Source organism: Martinezella lusitana (genome assembly GCF_016901135.1).
Taxonomy (GTDB): domain Bacteria; phylum Pseudomonadota; class Alphaproteobacteria; order Rhizobiales; family Rhizobiaceae; genus Rhizobium; species Rhizobium lusitanum_D.
The window spans coordinates 177,615-196,739 of sequence record NZ_JAFEVL010000010.1; the positions used below are offsets into that span (position 1 = coordinate 177,615).

Consider the following 19,125-nt stretch of genomic DNA (forward strand, 5'->3'; position numbering starts at 1 on the left):
ATTTTGGAATAATACTGTGTCCTTCGCGCATCTTGCGCTGCCGTGATACTGCATTGACACGCAAGAGGTGATTTTTTCCTGGTGTCATGCTATTGACTTCAACACAGCTTTTACGACATTTCCGTCAGTTGCGCTGATGGGAGCGAGAGGCTGCAGCTAATCCGAAACAATTCGTGGAGAATACGACCATTCGCAGACCCTTTAAAACCGATGCGCCCGTAAAGGATGGGCCACGTTCCAACAGGGAAATTCGCATTCCCAAAGTTCAGCTCATTGGAGCTGACGGCGCTAATATGGGCATCGTCGCGACGGACCAGGCGTTGAGAATGGCAGAGGAGGCCGGCCTCGATCTGGTAGAGATTTCTCCCAATGCTGAACCGCCTGTGTGCAAGATTCTCGATCTGGGCAAGCTGAAATACGCTAACCAGAAGAAGGCCGCCGAGGCGCGCAAGAAGCAGAAGATCGTCGAAGTCAAAGAAATCAAGATGCGTCCGAACATCGACACCCATGATTATGAGGTGAAGATGAAGGCGATCGGCCGTTTCTTCGAGGAAGGCGACAAGGTGAAGGTGACCTTGAAGTTCCGTGGCCGCGAAATGGCCCACCAGGAACTCGGCATGAAGCTTCTTCAGCAGGTCAAGGAAGACACGATTGAGATCGCCAAGGTGGAAGCCGAGCCCAAGCTCGAAGGCCGCCAGATGATGATGGTGCTTGCGCCGAAGTGAGGCGCAAGTTGAAGTAAGAGGTCGGAGCCGTCCCATTGGGCGGCTTTTTCCTTTTTTGCAGCAATGCCGATTGATGTCATCGATCTGCAAAGATTCGCGCGTCTGGCCCGTTGCACTCTGAGGCAACTGCGGTTATAAGCGCGCGTCCGAACTGACCGGCAGGGCATGCCGTGGCAGTTCAGAATGCTGGTGGATCGGTTCATCACCGTCTCCGCCGTTCAACAACAAACGCTCCGGCACCTTGTCGCAGCCCGGTCTAGCCGGATCTGTGGGAAGGGCTTTTTAGCAAAGCGCGCACGGAAGCATCGAAGGAGTAGCAAAATGCCCAAGATGAAGACGAAGTCCTCTGCCAAGAAGCGGTTCAAGATCACCGCGACCGGCAAGGTCAAGGCAGCCGCTGCTGGCAAGCGCCACGGCATGATCAAGCGTAGCAACAAGTTCATTCGCGATGCCCGCGGCACCATGGTTCTCGCAGAACCGGATGGCCGTAAGGTTATCAAGAACTACTTGCCGAACGGTCTCTAAGACTATTCGTAACGCTATAGACTAAGGAGATCATGAAATGGCACGTGTAAAAAGAGGCGTAACCTCGCACGCCAAGCATAAGAAGGTTCTGAAGCAGGCTCGTGGCTTCTACGGCCGCCGCAAGAACACCATCCGTACCGCCAAGGCCGCTGTCGACCGTTCCAAGCAGTACGCTTACCGCGACCGCAAGGTCAACAAGCGCAATTTCCGCGCCCTCTGGATCCAGCGCATCAACGCTGCCGTCCGCGAATCCGGCCTGACCTACGGCCGCTTCATCGACGGCCTGACCAAGGCTGGCATCGAAGTCGACCGCAAGGTTCTCTCCGATATGGCGATCCATGAGCCGGAAGCTTTCGGCGCGCTCGTTGCTGCCTCGAAGAAGGCGCTCGAGTACCTGAAGGACGCCGGCACGAAGAACGAGTTTGAAGCAGCCGTTAGCTAACGCTGCCTCGCACGTCTTTCGTAAATTCATTATGAAACCCGCGCTGGCAAAACCGGCGCGGGTTTTGTGTTTTGCAGCATACGCTTTTCCATCGTGTCAGGCGGTCCTGTCGGGCGGAACCCCGGGAAATGGATCGTGTATCGGGCGGCAAGTGGCAAGGACCGCTTTCTCGGCGGGTTTTTGTCATTTGCCCGGTTGATTGGCCGCCTGCACATGGGTAGTGATCTGCAGCGCCTCATCGTTGCCACAAGCTGTCTGATGTGGGCGTTCATCCATTATTCCGCGGACTGAGCGGCGTTCCAAGCCCGCCGCCCGCAAGGCAGGATCAGATGACGGAACTCGTAACACTTGAAACCCAACTCATGGCCGATGTGGCCGCGGCGACCGACGAGCAGTCGATCGAGGCGATCAGGGTGGCCGCGCTCGGCAAGAAGGGCTCGGTTTCGGAACTGTTGAAGACGCTGGGCTCGATGTCGCCGGAAGAGCGGCAGACACGGGGTGCTGCAATCAACGCGCTGAAGAACTCCGTCACCGACGCCATCAATGCCCGCAAGGGCGCGTTGAAGGATGCCGCTATCGACGCGAAGCTGAAGGCCGAGACCGTCGATGTCAGCCTGCCGGTGCGCTCTTCTCCGGCTGAGCGCGGCCGCATCCATCCGATCAGCCAGATCGTCGATGAGATCACCGCGATCTTCGGCGACATGGGCTTCTCGATCGCCGAAGGCCCGGATGTCGAGACCGATTACTATAACTTCACGGCGCTGAACTTCCCCGAGGGACATCCGGCCCGCGAGATGCACGACACCTTCTTCTTCCAGCCGGACGAGAAGGGTGAGCGCAAGGTGCTGCGCACGCACACCTCGCCGGTGCAGATCCGCACCATGGAAGCGCAAAAGCCGCCGATCCGCATCATCATTCCCGGCAAGACCTATCGTCAGGATTCAGACGCCACGCACTCGCCGATGTTCCATCAGGTCGAGGGCCTCGTCATCGACAAGACGGCGAACGTCGCCAATATCCGTTGGGTGCTGGAAGAATTCTGCAAGACGTTCTTCGAAGTCGATAATGTGACGATGCGCTTCCGCCCGTCCTTCTTCCCCTTCACCGAGCCCTCTTTCGAGGTTGATATTCAGTGCGACCGCTCCGGCCCGATCGTCAAGTTCGGCGAGGGCACCGACTGGATGGAAATCCTCGGCTGCGGCATGGTGCACCCGAACGTGCTGCGCCATGGCGGCCTCGATCCGGATGAATATCAGGGTTTCGCCTGGGGCATGGGCCTCGATCGCATCGCCATGCTGAAATATGGCATGCCGGACCTGCGCGATTTCTTCAATGCCGACGTCCGCTGGATGAACCATTACGGCTTCCGCCCCCTCGACATGCCGACTTTGTTCGGCGGCCTGAGCGCGTAAGCAAGGATTGATCAGATGAAATTCACACTCTCCTGGCTGAAAGAGCACCTGCAAACGGATGCCACGCTCGACGAAATCTGCGCCCGCCTGACGATGATCGGGCTGGAGGTCGAGGATGTCGACGATAAGGCGGCGTTCAAGCCCTTCGTCATCGCCAAGGTTCTGTCGGCTGAAAAGCATCCCCAGGCGGATCGCCTCAAGGTGCTGATGGTCGATACGGGCAGTGGTGCGCCGATTCAGGTCGTCTGCGGCGCGCCGAATGCGCGGGCCGGCCTCGTCGGCGCTTTCGCAGCTCCGGGCACTTACGTTCCCGGTATCGACGTGACGCTCGCCGTCGGCAACATCCGCGGTGTCGAGAGCCGTGGCATGATGTGCTCGGAAAAGGAGCTGCAAATCTCCGACAGCCATGACGGCATCATCGACTTGCCCGATGATGCGCCTGTCGGCACCAGCTTTGCCACCTATGCCGGCCTCGACGATCCGATCATCGAGATCAACCTGACGCCGAACCGCCCGGATTGTACCAGCGTCTACGGCATCGCCCGCGATCTCGCCGCCTCCGGCCTCGGTACGCTGAAGCCGCGCGCCACGCCGTCCTTTGCCGTCGAAGGCGAAACGCCCGTCGACTTGAAGATCGAGCTGGACGACACCCGGCTTTGCCCCGGCTTTGCCCTTCGCCTCGTGCGCGGCGTCAAGAACGGCCCGAGCCCGAAGTGGATGCAGCAGCGGCTGCTCGCCATCGGCCTCCGCCCGATCAGCGCGCTGGTCGACATCACCAACTACATGACCTTCGACCAGGGCCGGCCGATGCACGTTTTCGACGCCGCCAAGGTCAAGGGCAATCTCGTGGTGCGCCGCGCCAGGGACGGCGAGACCGTGCTGGCGCTGGATGAGCGCGAATACAAGCTGAACCCGAGCAATGTCGTCATCGCCGATGACAATGGCGTCGAGTCGATCGGCGGCATCATGGGCGGCGAGCATTCCGGCTGCGACGAGAACACCACGGATGTGCTGATCGAGTCGGCGCTCTGGGACCCGATGAACATCGCCAAGTCCGGCCGCAGCCTCGGCATCATCACCGATGCGCGCTATCGCTTCGAGCGTGGCGCCGATCCCGAATATATGGTTCCTGGCCTCGAGCGCACCACCGAGCTGGTGCTTGCCTGCTGCGGCGGCACGGCCGCCAAGGCCAAGGTCGAGGGCTATAAGGGCTATGAGCCCAAGATCGTCGATTTCCCGCTGTCGGAAGTCAAGCGCCTGACCGGCCTTGAGGTCTCGGCTGAAGAGAGCAAATCCATCCTGACGAAGCTCGGCTTCTCGGTCACGGGCTCCGGCGAGCGCGTTTCCGTCGCCGTTCCGTCCTGGCGTCCGGATATCGACGGTAAGGCCGATCTCGTCGAGGAGATCATGCGCATCCACGGCGTCGACAACATCAAGCCGCAGCCGCTTAGCAGCCACGCCGCCGTCAACGGCAAGATCCTGACGACCTTGCAGATCCGCACCCGCTCTGCCAAGCGGGCGCTTGCTGCCCGCGGCATGCTGGAAGCCGTCACCTGGTCGTTCATCGCCGAAGACCAGGCCAAGCTCTTCGGCGGCGGCTCCAACGCATTGAAGCTCGCCAACCCGATCGCCGCCGATATGTCCGACATGCGCCCCTCGCTGCTGCCGGGCTTGCTTTCGGCCGCCCAGCGCAACGCCGACAAGGGCTATGGCGACGTGGCGATCTTCGAAGTTTCCGGCACCTATGAGAACGACACGCCCGAGGGTCAGCGCCGCGTTGCCGGCGGCATCCGCCGTGGCACGGCGACGCTCGCCGGCGCCGGCCGCATGTGGTCGAACGCCGCCAAGGGCGGCGGAAAACCGGTCGACGTCTTCGATGCCAAGGCCGATGCGCTGGCGGTCATCGAAGCCTGCGGCCTGCCCATGAGCAATATCCAGATCGAGCAGGGCGGCCCCGCCTGGTATCACCCCGGCCGCTCCGGCACCATCAAGATAGGCCCGAAGGTCGTGCTCGGCTACTTCGGCGAATTCCACCCGAAGACGCTGGAAGCGCTCGACGTGTCAGGTGCTCTCGCCGGCTTCGAAGTCTATGTCGATGCCATGCCCGAGCCGAAGAAGAAGGCAACCCGCACCAAGCCGGCGCTGGAGCTTTCGCCGTTCCAGGCGGTCAAGCGCGACTTCGCCTTCGTGGTCGACAAGTCGGTGGAAGCCGGCGCCATCGTGCGCGCCGCTGTCGGCGCCGACCGCAAGCTGGTGACCGGCGTCAACGTCTTCGACATTTTCGAAGGTGCATCGCTCGGCGAAGGCAAGAAGTCGATCGCCATCGAGGTCCAGATCCAGCCTGCGGAACGTACGCTGACGGACGAGGATTTCGAAGCGCTCACGCAGAAGATCGTCGCCAATGTGACGAAGACGACGGGTGGCGTGCTGAGAGGGTGAGGCGCGTCTTATCGGCAGCTTTGCGCTCGCTGATAGTGCGGCACCCCCCTCTGTCACTGTCGTGACATCTCCCCCACAAGGGGGGAGATTGGTAGCTTGCGGCACCTCTTTGCCTCAAGCTGACATCGCATCTGCTGAAACCGAAGTCTCTGTTTTCACGAAGGTGGGTGTCAAATTCCCAACGATCTCCCCCCTTGTGGGGGAGATGTCCCGAAAGGGACAGAGGGGGGTATCAGAGGCACGGCATAGAAGAGCGGCCTTGAGGCGAGTGCTCACCGATGCAGATGATAAACCTTATTCACCACACTCCACCGCCCATCGATCTTCAGCAGTGACAGGTAATCCGAAAAGCGCATGCCGGCGAACTCGTCGACGACCTTGACGCTTGCCGCATCGCCCTCGATGTCGATCAGCTCGATTTCCATAAACGGTATGGTGCCGGGCGGAGCGCTGCCTTCCTCCACGATCGCTGAGATGAATTCATCCCTCGTCATCCATTCGACAGCACCTTGATAATTTCCGATGATATCAGCTCGCGGATGGAACGCCTTTCGCAGCGCGGGCTCATTCGCGAATGCCATGCCATCGACATAGAGGTGAACAACCGCACGGATTGCCTGCTCTTCCGACATCTCGCCATTCCTCGTTTGAGTCATGTCTAAGATAACATAGGCGGTGCCTACTGGCAAAAATGCGACGGCCTGCTCGCAATGATTTGACAGCTCTTATTCGACGAAAACCCGCACGCTGGCAGCACGGCCGGCGGCGTCGATGACGGTGAGCGTCGAATATCCAGCGCCATCGGGCGTCCATTGATTGGTGCGGCGGCGCGAAAGATCCGGCAGCGGCTTGCCGTTGGCGAGCCATCGGAACGGCGCCCGTCCGCCCTGCAGCTTCAATGCCAGCGGCGTGATCTGGTCAGCACCATTGCTTGCGCCGAGATCGACGCGCGCGCCTTCCGGCGGATAGACGATCTGCGGCGCCGGCTCGCGGTTCGAGGCCGACAGCAGCCCGGCGGCGGTGACGGAAAAGCGCCGCTGGCTGATCGGCAGTTCGGTCGCGGAGATGCGCACCGCGCCCATGGGTGCCGAGGGGAAGGGCGTGATGGCCACGCCCGATTTGGCGAAGGCTTCGAACAGGATGGGTGCCGCCGAAACATAGCCCGCCAGGCCCGGCACCGCACCGTTGTCCGGCCGGCCGACCCAGACGCCGAGCACGTGTGCCCCATCATAGCCGATCGACCATGCATCGCGGTTGCCATAGCTGGTGCCTGTCTTGTAGGCGATGCCGAGCTGTTTGCTGCCGCGCGGCGCGATGATGTCGGAAAGAATATCGGTGATGTTCCAGGCGGCGATCGGCTCCATCAGCGGTTCGCTGTCGATCGGTCCCGGCTGGTCCTGAACGCCGTCGCCGATCCGCATCGGCTTGCCGCGATTGGCAAGCCCGGCATAGAGCTGCACGAGGTCCTTGAGGGTGATGCCGACGCCGCCGAGGCCGATGGCAAGGCCCGGAGCTTCGTTCGGCGGCAGCTTCGGCTTCACCTCGGCACGGCGGAAGCGCACCAGCAGCCGCGTCGGTCCGACAGCGTCGAGCAGGCGCACGGCGGGCACATTGAGCGACAGCTGCAGCGCCTGGCGCACGCTCACATCACCCTGATAGGTCATGTCGAAGTTACGGGGACGATAGCCGTAGAAATCGGCCGGGCGATCCTCGATGATCGTCTCCTGCGCCACATAGCCCTGCTCGAAAGCCAGGCCATAGATGAAGGGTTTCAGCGTCGAGCCGGGAGAGCGCAGCACGCGGGTCATATCGATCCAGCCCGAGCGGCCGGAATCGAAGTAATTGGCCGAGCCGACCTCGCCGATGATGTCGCCGGTATGGGCATCGGCCATCACCATGGCCACCGACACCTTCGGCCCCAGCCGCTTTGCTGCCGCATCGGCGACAGCCTCCAGCCCCTGCTGGACATCGCGCCGCAGCGTGGTTCGATGCTGGATGACGCTGGGCTGCTTCTTAAGTGCCAGTTCGGCCAGATGGGCCGCATAGGCCGGCAACTGCCGCCGGTTGGCCGGTATGGGGGATAGGGCAGCGCGTTCGGCTTCTCCCTCGCCAATGATGGCGGCGACGGCGGCGCGTTCGAGCACGCGGTGTCGGGCGGCTTGCGCGGTCGCAAGATTGCGGTCCGGCCGGCGCTTTTCCGGCAGCTGCGGCAGGGCGACCAAGAGGGCAGCCTGAGCAACGCTCAGATGCCGCGGCTCCTTGCCGAAATAGGCAAGGCTCGCAGCCCGAACGCCCTCAAGATTGCCGCCATAGGGCGCGTGCGTCAGATAGAGACCGAGGATCTGCTCCTTGCTCAGCCGCCGCTCGATCTGGATGGCGCGGACGACCTGCAGAAGCTTCGCCGTCATCGACCGCTGGCTGCGCGGCTCGATCAGGCGCGCCACCTGCATGGAAAGCGTCGAGCCGCCGGAGACGATGCGGCCATGGGTGACGAGTTGCAGGAAGGCACGGCCGATCGCCATCGGATCGACGCCATGGTGATCGTAGAAGCGCCTGTCCTCATAGGCGACCAGCATGCGCAGATATTGCGGGTCGACGTCGGAAACTCCGGTCTTCAGCCGCCAGCGCCCCTCGGGCGTGGCGAAAGCACGTAGCAGATCGCCATTGGCGTCGAGTACTTCGGCAGAGACGATGCGGGCATTGTCCAGCGGCGGCGGAAAGGCGCGGTCCGCGGCTTTAAGGCCGAAAACCAGTGCCACCACCGTCAGGGCGGTGGCTCCAAGGCCAATCGCAATCTTCCATCGTGCCTTCATGGCTGCGCTTACTGCTGGGCGGCCAGCACCTCCATGCGGCCCATCGCCGTGCGGGCCGAGAATTGCGGACGATACATGTCCTCGACGCTTGCGGCCGGATGGTCGTAGATGCCGGGTGTGACGGCGCGCACGACATAGGCAAAGCTCAGGTCACGGTTGGCGCCGTAAGTCTGGTCGAAGGCGGCGACGAAGCGGTCGTTGCGGAATTCGACATGGGCGGGCTGCACATCGCTCAGCCAGTCGAAGTTCGACAGCTGGGCACTGCTGACAATGCTCGGATTATCGATCTCAAAGCCCGCGGGCAGGAGATCGGTCACGAGCAGGCGCTGCGGCCAGTCATTGTCTCCGATCACGTGCAGCACGACGACGTAGCGTTCGTTCTGCTGTGCCTGGCTGACATTCGCCTCTTCGCCGTCGAGCGTGTAGTACTTGCGCTCGATCTTGAAGCCATTGCCGCCGGCCGGCAGCGGAGCAACCGGGGATGCAACCGTGGTCACGGCCGCAGACAGCGGCTGGCGCGTCGTGTTGGTGACGGTCAGCGGATGGCCCATCAGGGCATCGCCGCTCATCTGCGCCATATAGGTGCCGGAGTGGGCAGCGCCGTTGACATCAAGCGTCAGGCCGTCGTCGCCGTTCTGCAGCGCTCGGGCAGCGAGCAGCATCCAGGTCTGTTCCTGGGTGCTGGTGTAGCCCCGGCTCTGCCATTCCTTGCCAACGACGCTTGCCAGATCCGGAATGATCGGTGGGACGGGACGGCTTTCGGCGGCAAGCGCCAACACCGCGGCACCGTCGCGCAGCGACGAGCCGTAGTCGGAGCGGGCAAAGCTGACCTTGGTGATCGCCGCCTTCTGTGACATCTGCAGGGAATCCACGAAGATGTTGCGCGAGCGCTGGGCATCCCCGTAAAGCGCCAGCGCCGCGGCCAGATGCGCCTTGGACAGCGGCGTCGGGAAATCGTTCAACATCGTGTCGGCATAGTAGCGCAGATCGCTGATCGAGGCCTTCTTGTTGCGCGCCAGCACATAGAGCGCATAGGCGATCTCGTTGCCGTTATCCTTGACGTTGGTGTTGGCGCTCAGCGAATTCTGGAGATTTTCGAGCGCCTGCACCATGGCCTGATCCGGCACGATATACTTCTGCTCGCGGGCGCGGGTCAGGAAGTCAGTCACGTAGGCATCAAGCCAGAGATCGCCCGAGCCCGGCCCCCAGAGGCCGAAGCTGCCGGTCGACGATTGGTAGGACATTTCGCGATAGATCGCGTCCTGGACGCGCTTGTGGATCTCCGTGTCGTCGGCAAGGCCATTCTTGATCGCCATGTCGCTGAAATAGAGCAGCGGCAGCGCGCTGCTGGCCGTCTGTTCGGCGCAGCCGTAGGGGTAGCGGCTGAGGCTCATCAGCAGGGCAGGCACGTCGAAGGCGCTGGAGCGGCTGACATTAACGCTGACCGAGGCGCCTGGCAGCACGCTGTCGGCCAGCAGATCGGCATTGACGGTCAGGCTCTTGCCGGGCGCAAGCGCGATGACACGCCGCTCGGTGACCGGCAGCTGCGCCGGGCGAACCGGGATATCGACCGATTGATCGAGCGATAGTCCCGAAGCATTCGACAGTTTGATCGCGACCGTACCGGCACCGGGCTGTCCGCCTGTCAGAGGCAGCGTGATATTGTATTTGCCGCCGGCCTGCAGGTTGATCTTCTGCTGCGCGGCATTCGCATCCACATTCACGGCGTTATTGCCCGTGACCGCAAGCGTGTAGTCGCCGGCAGGCGCATCGGTGTTGGCGACGTCGAGCCGCAGATTGGCCTTATCCCCGGGAGCCAGGAACTTCGGCAGGCTCGCGGTGACGACGAGCGGATCGCGGATGATCACATCCTGCGTCGCATGTCCGACGCCTGATTTCGACCAGGCGACTGCCATCAGACGCGCTGTGCCGTTGAACTGCGGTATGTCGAAGCTGACATTGGCCTTGCCGCTGGCATCCAGCTTGACTGGGCCGGAGAAGAAGGCGACCAGCTTTTCCGTCGGGGGGCTCGCCTGCAAGGCCGCCTGTCCGCCGTCGCCGCCGGTGCGCAGCTTGCCGGTCGCGCCGAGCGAGCCGTCGATAAGGCGTCCGTAGATGTCGCGGATTTCGAGGCCGAGCTGACGCTGACCGTAATACCAGTCGTCCGGTGCCGGCGGCTGGTAGTGCGTCAGGTTGAGGATGCCGACGTCGACGGTGGCAACCGTGACATAGGCGTCTTCATTGGCGCCGGCGCCGGAAACCTGCATGCCGATGGTCAATGGCTGGCGCGGCAAGGTCTTCGGTGGCGCGTCGAGCGCGATCTGCAGCTTGCGCTCGCCGGGATCGACGGGTGCCCATTTGATGCCGATGGCGCGCATCGGCATGCGGCTTTCCTGAGCCTCGCCGGGCCGGAACAGGGTCGCGGTCAGATAGGTGCCGGCGCCCCAATCGGCGGTCACGGGAATGTCGACCTCACCGCCAGTGGCGCCGATATCGGCATTGGTGACCGAGATCAGCGTCTCGGCACCGGCCGTCACCATAAGCTGGCCGGCATAGCGCGAGGTCACCTTCAGCTTGGCGGTATCGCCGACATGGTAGCTCTGCTTGTCGAGCGCGATCTCCAGCGCATCCGGGGTTTCCGTCGAGGTGGAGGCGACATACCAGCCGGCGTTGAATTCGACGCTGGATTCCGGCCCGTTCGCATCGGCGGTGGAAACTTCCAGCCGGTAGCGACCCCAGGTGACGGGCATGGAAATTGCCGCGCCATCCGTCGTGGCATTCACCGTACCGACAGCCACCTGCTTGGTGGACATGATCGGCTCGTATTTCCAGCTATTGCCGTCGCGATACCATTGATAGTCGCGCTCGATGCTGAGCAGCTTCCATGTCAGGCCCTGCATCGCCTGTTTCTGGCCATTCGCGTCGATGGCGATGACGTGGAAGTTGCCGACGGAATTTTCGCCGAGATCGCCATCGAATTCCGGCTTGATGCCGATGCGCGAGCCGTCGGCCTTGACCGGCAGCGTGAGGGAGCGCTCGACGGCACGGCCGCCGGCCTCCTGCATGCGCACGGTGATGTTGGCGTTCAGAAGCTGCGTGGTCGAAGGCGTGTCGTTGACGGTGACGTCGAAGGTGGTCTTGCCGTTTTCGTCCAGCGCCTGCAGATCTTCGAGCGGCACCTGCGTGCTTTCGGCCTTGCTGTCGCCGCTGCTGCTGTCGCCGTCATTGTCTTCCTTGCCCGCGCCCTCATCGGCAAGGCCGAACTGATAGCCCACGTAGTCGGCGCTTTCGCGCGTCGGCTTCAGGGTTACTTCGCCTTCGAGGTTGAGGCCGGCGGCCGGCGCACCATAGAGGTAGCGTCCGTCGACATTAACAGGCGTCGGCTGGCCGACTTCGATCTCCTTGGCGTCGCTCGTCATGTCGAACTCGATGCGATCCGGCACGAAGTCGTCGACGAGGAAGGTCTGCGAGCCGATGGAGGCGCCCTTCGGGTCGGTATAGATATTCATCGTCCAGGTGCCGCGCATGGAGGTCTGCTGCAGCGGCAGGTCGACATTGTAGCCGCCGAGTTTGCCGCCATCGGTGACGATGCGGCGGTCCTCGACGCCATCGGGGCGCAGGAAGACGAAGGTGAGCGGCAGGTTTTCGACGGCCGTCGAGCTGACGTCGCGGGCAAGCGCCGAGGCATGCACCGTCTCGCCGGCGCGGTAGATGCCGCGTTCCGTCCATGTCAGCAGGTCGATCGCGCCGGGCGCGGTTCTGCCCGCGACGCCACGGTCGGAAAGATCGAAGCCGGCGCGCGTCATGTCGAGGAAGACATAATCCTGGTCGCCGTTCTGCGCGGTGATGACGGCCGGCGTCATGCCCGCCGTGCCGCGCATCAGGCCGGCGCTGAAGGTGGCGCGGCCGTTATCGTCCGTCTTTGCGGTGCCCAGGATTTCATTGTTCTTGGCAAGCAGCTGCAGCTGCACGCCGGCAAGCGGCTTGGCGCTGCCGAGCGAGCGGGCAAAGACATTCAGGCCGTCCGTGCCGGCATAGGTGGTGACGCCGATATCGGACACCACGAACCATTGCGTCGCCTGCGGATCCCATTCCTGACCGCCGCTGTTGGGCGCAACCGCCGTCAGCACATAGACGCCGGGCTTACGCTTAGGCAGCGCCTCATCGACGGGGAAGCTGGTCGCGACGTCCTTGTTGAGTTCCTGCTTGATCTCGATCGAGCCCTGCCAGACCAGCTCGCCATTGGTGTCCTGGATGGTCTGGGCGCTGTAGCTGTCCATCTGCGTCAGGAACTGCGAGTTGTTGAGGATCTGCGCAATGTTGCGGTCGCCGATGCGGTAGAGCTTGAGATTGGCCGTCGTCGCATTGACCGAGACGATCGGGATGCCGCGCCGTGCGGTGGAGGGCAGCACGAAATTGTCGCCCGTGAAGCGCAGCGAGGCCGTGCGGTCCTTGACGTAGACGTCGACATTGACCTGCGCGGCAAGGTTTTCATCCACGGAGGAGGGCAGGCCGGCGCGCACCGAAATACGATAATGCTGGCCGAATTCCAGGCCTTCGACGCAGATCTGGTTGTCCTTGGCGTCGACGCCCTTCGGTGCCGCTCCGTTGACGGTGACGAACGGCGTGTAATCGACGCCGCTCTTCACCAGCTTTTCTGAGAATTGTACGCAGGCGCGCGGTGATGCATTGTCGTTGTCGAGCGTGTTGCCGGTAATGCGGAAGCCCTGGCGAGCGCGCAGATCGTCATAGGCCGCCTGAACTGCGGGCGAGCTGACGAGATCGAGGCTCGCCTTGTAAGCGTTGAGCGCCGGGCGATAGTTCTGCGCGTTCTTCAGCGACTCGGCGAGAACGGCCAGCGCATCGGCGCGGCTGTTCGTCGTGCGGGTCAGCTGGTAGCCGTTGAGCGCGGCATAGGCCGCTTTGGTGGCAACGGACGTATCGTTCGTAATCGTGTTGGCGGCGCGCGCCATTTCGATCCATAGATCGCCATTATCGGGGCTGAGCGACAGCGCGCCCTGGAATGCATTCAGCGCATTGTTGACGTTGCCGGAGGTCAATTCGATGCGGCCGAGCGCAATCAGGCTCTCGACGCCTTGCCCTTTCAGTTCGCTGCCGAGCGTCAGCGTGCTCTTTGCATCGCGCGCGCTTTGAACGAAGTCGTCTGAGAGGAAGGAAAGGGCGGGTGCGGCGCCGATATCGGGCTCGTTGGCTGCGGCGGTTTCGACGATCTTGCCGGCGACGGCGCCCGGGAAACTGTTGAGCTGATTGAAGTCGGACTTCATGAAGCACCACTTCACCTTGGGATTGTAGGTGAAGGCCTTGCAGGACTTGTCGCCGATACAGGACGCGGAGCATTGGTCCAGCGTCACGTTCTGCTCCGTTCGCAGATCGAAGCCGAAGTAATCGCCGTCCTTGGTGGTGACCACCTGGCGCTTGACATCAGCTGCCGCCGAGGGGCTCAGAGATGTGAAGATGGCGAGAAGAAAAGCGGAGAAGCCGATAAACGCGCGCTTAGACATAAGTCCTCCCAACGCTGCCCGTTTTGATTGGCCGCACCTTAAAATTTCGGGGTGGTTTGTCAACCGAGCGTCGAGTGGGAGCGTGGGGTTTGCGACCATGCCGATGCGCCCTGTGGTGTCAAATAGGCGGCAATTCCGCCGCTTTTGGGGACTCCGTGGTCCTGTCGCTTCACTTCACTTTTCTTTTCAGCCCTAAAATGGCACCGGCCGCCGGGCCGATGCCATTGCGTAAAGAAATGAGAGCTTGCGCGTCATATATTTGTCATGGCCAGCGAGGCATCGCTATACCGCTTGCCGGCAACGCTTTCGAGCGGGATGATCGCGCCGAGTTCCTCAACTTCACGCGGCGAAAGCACGATATCGGCCGCCGCCGCATTCTGCTCGAGATGATGCAGTTTGCGGGCGCCGGGGATCGGGACGATGGTGTCGCCCTGATGCAGAACCCATGCGAGCGCCAGTTGTGCCGCCGTGACGCCTTTTTCCTTCGCAAGGGATTCGAGCTTGGCGACGAGGGCTGCATTGGTGTCGAAGTTCTCGCCCTGGAAGCGCGGCAGGTTGCGGCGGAAATCGTCGTGGGCGAGATCGTCCGTCTTGCGGATCGCGCCGGTCAGGAAGCCGCGGCCGAGCGGACTGTAGGGCACGAAACCGATACCGTGTTCGCGGCAAGTGGCCAGCACCTCTATCTCGGGATCTCGGCTCCAGAGCGAATATTCGCTCTGCACGGCGGCGATCGGATGCACCGCATGGGCGCGGCGGATGGTGGCGGCACTGGCTTCGGAAAGGCCAAGCGCCCGCACCTTGCCCTCTCTCACCAGCTCCGCCATGGCGCCGACCGTGTCTTCGATCGGAACGTTCGGATCGACGCGATGCTGATAGAACAGGTCGATGACATCGGTGCCGAGCCGCTTCAGGGAAGCCTCGGCGACTTCTCTGACATGCTCCGGACGGCTGTCGACGCCGACCATGGCGGCGAGGCCGGATTTCTGAGGGTCGAGCTTGAAGCCGAATTTCGTGGCGATGGCCACGCGGTCGCGAACGGGCTTCAGGGCACGGCCGAGCAGCTCCTCGTTGGTGAAGGGGCCATAGGTTTCGGCGGTATCGAAAAAGGTCACGCCGAGATCGACGGCGCGATGGAGCGTTTTGACGGATTCGTCGTCGTCAGTTGCGCCATAGGCGAAACTCATGCCCATGCAGCCGAGCCCGACGGCGGAAACGGTGAGATCCTTGCCAAGCCTGCGGGTTTTCATAATTGCGTTCCTCTTGAATCTTGTTGGATCGGCGGCGGCCATCAAGGCCGGCCGAGGGGTTCAAACTAAGTCTCGGCATAATGAATGAAAACCCATGCAAATTCTCACAGGCTGTTCTATTATTTAGTTCAATGAACAGAACTCAGCTCTCTCAACTCGCGGTTTTTGCCGCCGTCGCCGCCCATCGCAGCTTCCGCGCCGCCGGCAAGGAACTGTCGATCGCGCCGTCGGCCGTCAGCCATGCAGTCTCCAGTTTGGAGGAAAGCCTCGGCGTGCGGCTGCTGGCGCGCACCACCCGCAGCGTGCTGCCGACGGAAGAAGGCCAGGCGTTGCTGCAAAGGCTGGCACCGGCACTGGAGGAAATCGATATCGCGCTGGAGGATACGCTCGCCACCCGTGGCCGCCCGGCCGGCACTCTGCGCATCACCGCCCCGCGCTTTGCCTCAGACCTCTTGATGGCGCCGCGGCTCGGCGATTTTCTCAACACCTATCCTGACATTACCCTGGAGATCGCCAACGAGGATGGCTTCAGCGATATCGTCAAAGAGGGCTTCGATGCCGGCATTCGGCTGGAGGAGAGCATCGAGGGGGACATGATCGCGGTCAAGGTCTCGCCGGACATTCGAACCGTCATCGCCGGCTCCCCTGCCTATTTCGAGAGGAATCCGAAGCCGCTGCATCCGCGCGATCTCGTGCATCACCGCTGCATCAAGCGGCGTTTCACCGATGGCTCGATCTATCGCTGGGAATTCGAAAAGGACGGTCGCGAATTGATCGTCGCCATTGATGGCCCTCTGATTGTGATTGAGGACCGGCTCGCGGTTCTGGCGGCGGTCAATGGCGCGGGCCTCTCCTATCTGTTCGACATCCGCGTGAAACAGGAACTAGAGGACGGCAGCCTGATCCGCGTGCTCGAGGATTGGTGCCCGCCCTATCCGGGCTTCTGCATCTATTACCCGAGCCGCCGCCAGATGCGCCCGGCGCTCAGAGCCTTCATCGATTTCTTCAAACACACCGGATGACGCAGAAGGAAGCGGCCGGATGGTCCGGCCGCTTTTCGGGTGTCGCAATTCAGGCGGCTGCCTTCTGATTGACGCTGCTGTTTGCAATCTTGGTCAGAGCCTTGTCGGTGTTGGTTTCCTGCTGCAGCGTCTGGTCGAGCAGGCCGACAGCCTCCTTGAGACCGAGCGTTTGCGCCCAGGTCTTCAGTGAGCCGTAGCGGGCCATTTCATAATGCTCTACGGCTTGTGCAGAGGAGATGAGGCCGGCATCGAGGGCGTGTGTTCCCTTGAATTCCTCGATGATCTCTTCGCCTTCGGCGAGTATCCCTTCGATCGCGTCGCAGGTCTTGCCTTTGGCGCGTTTGCCCATCAGCTCGAAAATCTGCTCCAGGCGCTCGACCTGCCCTTCAGTTTCCTCAAGGTGCTTTTCGAAGCCTGCCTTCAATTCGGGGGATTGAGCCGCGCGCGCCATCTTCGGCAGCGCCTTCAGGATCTTCCGTTCGGCATAGTAGATGTCCTGCAGTGTATCGTAAAAAAGGTCTTCCAGCGTCTTGTCCTTGGACATGGTTTCCATCCTTGTTTTTGGGGCGGGAGTCACTGACGGTGACCCTCTTACAAGGGAACGGCAGCGCTATTGTTCCGAAAAAATTCGGGTGGCGAAGTTTTGGAAAAGACGGAATGTTGAAGCGACCATAGGGAATAGGAGGCGTTGCCGATGAAAAAGCCGGGGTCGATGAAGGGCTTGGAGGAGCTTGGTCGCGTCAGACTGTCTAAGAACTTCTTCTTCCGGGATTTCCTGCATTCGGAAATCGCCGATTTCCATCGCATCCCCAACATCCCCGACGATCCCGATCTGGCGATCGAGGCGGGTCGAAGGCTATGCGAGGAATTGCTGGAGCCGCTGGAGATGACCTTCGGCCGGCTGCATATCCGCTCCGGCTATCGCGCGCCTGATGTCAATGCCTTCGGCAACAGGAACGGGCTGAATTGCTCAACCAATGCCCATACCGCCGCGCATCATATCTGGGACATGCGCGATCTTGATGGCTGCACGGGTGCGGCCGTCTGCATCGCCGTACCCTGGCTGATCGACCATCACAGCCGCGAGGGTGATTGGCAGAAGCTCGCGTGGTGGATCCACGATCATCTGCCTTACGCTTCGCTGTGCTTCTTCCCGAAGCTCTGGGCCTTCAATATCCAGTGGCACGAGCGGCCGATGCGGACCATCCAGAGCTATGTCAGCCCGCGCGGCATGTTGACCAAGCCGGGCATGGCGAACTGGGAGGGCGATCATTCTGCCCTTTACGAGGGTTTTCCGAAGCTCAGATGTTGATGCGATAACGTATGTGCCCGTCGCTCTCGACATAGGTGTCGTAAAGTTTGCGGGCGGTCGCGTTGGTTTCGTCCGTATGCCAGTAGAGGCGCACCCAGCCGTTTTTCTTGCAGAGCGCGACGAGATCATCCAGCAGCGCCCGACCGACACCGTGACCCCTAGCGCTTTCGTCGACGAACAGATCTTCGAGGTAGCAATCCGGTGCGCGGACCCATGTGCCCTCATGCGTGATGCAGAGCGTGAAACCCTTCACCTCACCGTCGACTTCGGCCACGCGCATGAAGATCGCCGACGCCGGATCGAAGACCCGGCGCCATGTCGCATCGGTGATATCAGGCGCGATGGTGACGCCGTAGAACGCGAGATAGCCGTCCCAGAGCGCGCGCCAGCGCTTTTCGTCCTCGGGTCTGGCGTCACGGATCGTCACGGTCATCTAGTTGGCCCTTGCTTAGGCGCCCGCTTCGTCGAGCAGGCGCATGGCTTCATCGGAAAGGGAGAGCTTTGCCGAATTGATTAGCGCGTCGAGCTGGCCAAGGCTAGTGGCGCTGGCGATGGGGGCCGTGACGCCGCGCTTGCGCAAGAGCCAGGCGAGCGCGCCCTCGGCCGGCTTCGAGCCGGTTTCGGCGGAAACCTTGTCGAGGGCTGCGAGAATGCGAAGACCCTTGTCGTCGAGATAGGCCGCTACCCGGTTTTCGCGTGCCCGACCCTCAGTATCCGCCTTGGTGCGGTATTTGCCGGTCAGGAAGCCGGCGGCGAGGCTGAAATAGGTGATGACGCCAATGTCTTCCTTCACGCAGAGATCCGCGAGCGCACCTTCGAAGCTGTCGCGCGCATAGAGGTTATATTCCGGCTGCAGCACGTCGTAGCGCGGCAGGCCGGCCTTGGTGGCGGCGTCCAGCGAGGCTTGAAGCTGCGTTGCATCGAGGTTGGAGCAGCCGACATGGCGGATCTTGCCCTGTTCCTTCAGCTTGGCATAGGCGCCGAGTGATTCCTCATGCGGCGTTTCCGGGTCTGGCCAGTGCGACAGGTAGAGATCGATATAGTCGGTCTGCAGCCGCTTCAGCGAGGCATCGACCGCCTCCACGATATAGTTCGCCTTGAGACCCTTCTTGCCCGGCCCCATTTCGGAGCCGACCTTGGTGATGATGATGGCCTTGTCGCGGGCGACGCGACCCTGCTTCAGCCATTTGCCGATGATCTCCTCGGAATCGCCGCCCTTGTTGCCGGGAACCCAGCGCGAATAGACATCAGCTGTGTCGATCGTGTTGAAGCCGGCGTCGAAGAAAGCGTCGAGCAGTGCGTAGGAGGTCTTCTCATCGGCTGTCCAGCCAAAGACATTGCCGCCGAAAACGATGGGGGCAACAAAAAGATCGGTTCTTCCAAGCTTGCGCATGTCCATGATATCTCTCCAAATCGTTTGAGCAGGAAGCCGGCGCGGTAGAGGCGCGGAGGGGAAATGCTGTTGCAGGTTATCTCCACGACCGGCGAAATTCCACTAACGATTTCTTTATTCATCGGCGAAGATGTCTTGCGGGAACAGCGTTGCGCCCACGGCGGTCGCCGCTTAAGGTCGCCACCGTTGCCACGGCGTCGAGTCGTTTGCTCTACCTTCAAACTTACCGGTCCGGACGGCGCGGCCTGCGCTTCGGATGTTGCGTTTCAGGAG

The 19,125-nt window shown here is 61.9% G+C and carries 14 protein-coding genes; 7 read left to right on the forward strand and 7 right to left on the reverse strand.

Features of this window, described 5'->3' with window-relative positions; genetic code table 11:
* Positions 1-188: 188 nt before the first annotated feature.
* From infC to pheT, 5 genes are all read left to right on the forward strand, one after another.
* Positions 189-725, forward strand: coding sequence for a translation initiation factor IF-3 (infC, locus tag JTP94_RS03785; protein WP_173411338.1), 537 nt, complete (start codon positions 189-191; stop codon positions 723-725).
* A 321-nt stretch (positions 726-1,046) separates the two neighbouring features.
* Positions 1,047-1,250 carry a 50S ribosomal protein L35 gene (gene rpmI / locus JTP94_RS03790; protein WP_003544621.1) on the forward strand — a complete coding sequence of 68 codons (204 nt, stop codon included), beginning with the start codon at positions 1,047-1,049 and terminating at the stop codon, positions 1,248-1,250.
* A gap of 37 nt (positions 1,251-1,287) precedes the next feature.
* The gene (gene rplT / locus JTP94_RS03795) at positions 1,288-1,692 is read left to right on the forward strand and encodes a 50S ribosomal protein L20 (RefSeq protein ID WP_034514157.1); all 405 of its coding nucleotides are present in this window, start codon (positions 1,288-1,290) and stop codon (positions 1,690-1,692) included.
* A gap of 329 nt (positions 1,693-2,021) precedes the next feature.
* Positions 2,022-3,104 (forward strand): phenylalanine--tRNA ligase subunit alpha, encoded by a 1,083-nt coding sequence (gene pheS / locus JTP94_RS03800; RefSeq protein ID WP_204849218.1) that lies wholly within the window; start codon positions 2,022-2,024, stop codon positions 3,102-3,104.
* Between the two features lie 15 nt (positions 3,105-3,119).
* Positions 3,120-5,543, forward strand: coding sequence for a phenylalanine--tRNA ligase subunit beta (gene pheT, locus JTP94_RS03805; protein ID WP_204849219.1), 2,424 nt, complete (start codon positions 3,120-3,122; stop codon positions 5,541-5,543).
* A gap of 272 nt (positions 5,544-5,815) precedes the next feature.
* Here the strand turns inward: pheT and JTP94_RS03810 are convergent, their stop codons facing one another.
* The 4 genes from JTP94_RS03810 to JTP94_RS03825 all read right to left on the reverse strand — a co-directional run bounded on the left by JTP94_RS03810 (position 5,816) and on the right by JTP94_RS03825 (position 15,125).
* Positions 5,816-6,175 (reverse strand): nuclear transport factor 2 family protein, encoded by a 360-nt coding sequence (locus JTP94_RS03810; RefSeq protein ID WP_034514153.1) that lies wholly within the window; start codon positions 6,173-6,175, stop codon positions 5,816-5,818.
* A gap of 93 nt (positions 6,176-6,268) precedes the next feature.
* The gene (pbpC, locus tag JTP94_RS03815; protein WP_204849220.1) at positions 6,269-8,356 is read right to left on the reverse strand and encodes a penicillin-binding protein 1C; all 2,088 of its coding nucleotides are present in this window, start codon (positions 8,354-8,356) and stop codon (positions 6,269-6,271) included.
* A gap of 8 nt (positions 8,357-8,364) precedes the next feature.
* Positions 8,365-13,878, reverse strand: a complete 5,514-nt coding sequence (locus JTP94_RS03820) for an alpha-2-macroglobulin family protein (protein WP_204849221.1) — start codon at positions 13,876-13,878, stop codon at positions 8,365-8,367.
* 251 nt (positions 13,879-14,129) lie between these two features.
* Positions 14,130-15,125 carry an aldo/keto reductase gene (locus JTP94_RS03825; RefSeq protein ID WP_204849222.1) on the reverse strand — a complete coding sequence of 332 codons (996 nt, stop codon included), beginning with the start codon at positions 15,123-15,125 and terminating at the stop codon, positions 14,130-14,132.
* Between the two features lie 131 nt (positions 15,126-15,256).
* On the opposite strand from JTP94_RS03825, the gene JTP94_RS03830 reads away from it, so the two are divergent.
* Positions 15,257-16,147, forward strand: coding sequence for a LysR family transcriptional regulator (locus tag JTP94_RS03830; protein ID WP_204849223.1), 891 nt, complete (start codon positions 15,257-15,259; stop codon positions 16,145-16,147).
* 49 nt (positions 16,148-16,196) lie between these two features.
* Here JTP94_RS03830 and JTP94_RS03835 read toward each other — a convergent pair whose 3' ends face one another.
* Positions 16,197-16,691, reverse strand: a complete 495-nt coding sequence (locus JTP94_RS03835; RefSeq protein WP_204849224.1) for a ferritin-like domain-containing protein — start codon at positions 16,689-16,691, stop codon at positions 16,197-16,199.
* Between the two features lie 150 nt (positions 16,692-16,841).
* Between JTP94_RS03835 and JTP94_RS03840 the strand changes: the two genes are divergently transcribed.
* Complete coding sequence (locus JTP94_RS03840) at positions 16,842-17,459, forward strand: hypothetical protein (RefSeq protein WP_204849225.1); 618 nt, start codon at positions 16,842-16,844, stop codon at positions 17,457-17,459.
* Here JTP94_RS03840 and JTP94_RS03845 read toward each other — a convergent pair.
* A complete protein-coding gene (locus tag JTP94_RS03845) occupies positions 17,449-17,892 on the reverse strand; it encodes a GNAT family N-acetyltransferase (RefSeq protein WP_204849226.1) in 444 nt (147 codons plus the stop codon). The genes JTP94_RS03840 and JTP94_RS03845 overlap by 11 nt on opposite strands.
* A gap of 15 nt (positions 17,893-17,907) precedes the next feature.
* On the reverse strand, positions 17,908-18,858 hold the full coding sequence (locus tag JTP94_RS03850) for an aldo/keto reductase (RefSeq protein WP_204849227.1): 951 nt from the start codon (positions 18,856-18,858) through the stop codon (positions 17,908-17,910).
* Positions 18,859-19,125: the final 267 nt, after the last annotated feature.

Coding starts and splice junctions, on each gene's coding strand:
- pheT (WP_204849219.1), top strand. CDS start 3,120: ATGAAATTCACACTCTCCTGGCTGAAAGAGCACCTGCAAACGGATGCC.
- JTP94_RS03850 (WP_204849227.1), bottom strand. CDS start 18,858: ATGGACATGCGCAAGCTTGGAAGAACCGATCTTTTTGTTGCCCCCATC.
- JTP94_RS03825 (WP_204849222.1), bottom strand. CDS start 15,125: ATGAAAACCCGCAGGCTTGGCAAGGATCTCACCGTTTCCGCCGTCGGG.
- JTP94_RS03840 (WP_204849225.1), top strand. CDS start 16,842: ATGAAAAAGCCGGGGTCGATGAAGGGCTTGGAGGAGCTTGGTCGCGTC.
- rpmI (WP_003544621.1), top strand. CDS start 1,047: ATGCCCAAGATGAAGACGAAGTCCTCTGCCAAGAAGCGGTTCAAGATC.
- pheS (WP_204849218.1), top strand. CDS start 2,022: ATGACGGAACTCGTAACACTTGAAACCCAACTCATGGCCGATGTGGCC.
- JTP94_RS03830 (WP_204849223.1), top strand. CDS start 15,257: ATGAACAGAACTCAGCTCTCTCAACTCGCGGTTTTTGCCGCCGTCGCC.
- JTP94_RS03845 (WP_204849226.1), bottom strand. CDS start 17,892: ATGACCGTGACGATCCGTGACGCCAGACCCGAGGACGAAAAGCGCTGG.
- pbpC (WP_204849220.1), bottom strand. CDS start 8,356: ATGAAGGCACGATGGAAGATTGCGATTGGCCTTGGAGCCACCGCCCTG.
- JTP94_RS03820 (WP_204849221.1), bottom strand. CDS start 13,878: ATGTCTAAGCGCGCGTTTATCGGCTTCTCCGCTTTTCTTCTCGCCATC.
- JTP94_RS03835 (WP_204849224.1), bottom strand. CDS start 16,691: ATGTCCAAGGACAAGACGCTGGAAGACCTTTTTTACGATACACTGCAG.
- JTP94_RS03810 (WP_034514153.1), bottom strand. CDS start 6,175: ATGTCGGAAGAGCAGGCAATCCGTGCGGTTGTTCACCTCTATGTCGAT.
- rplT (WP_034514157.1), top strand. CDS start 1,288: ATGGCACGTGTAAAAAGAGGCGTAACCTCGCACGCCAAGCATAAGAAG.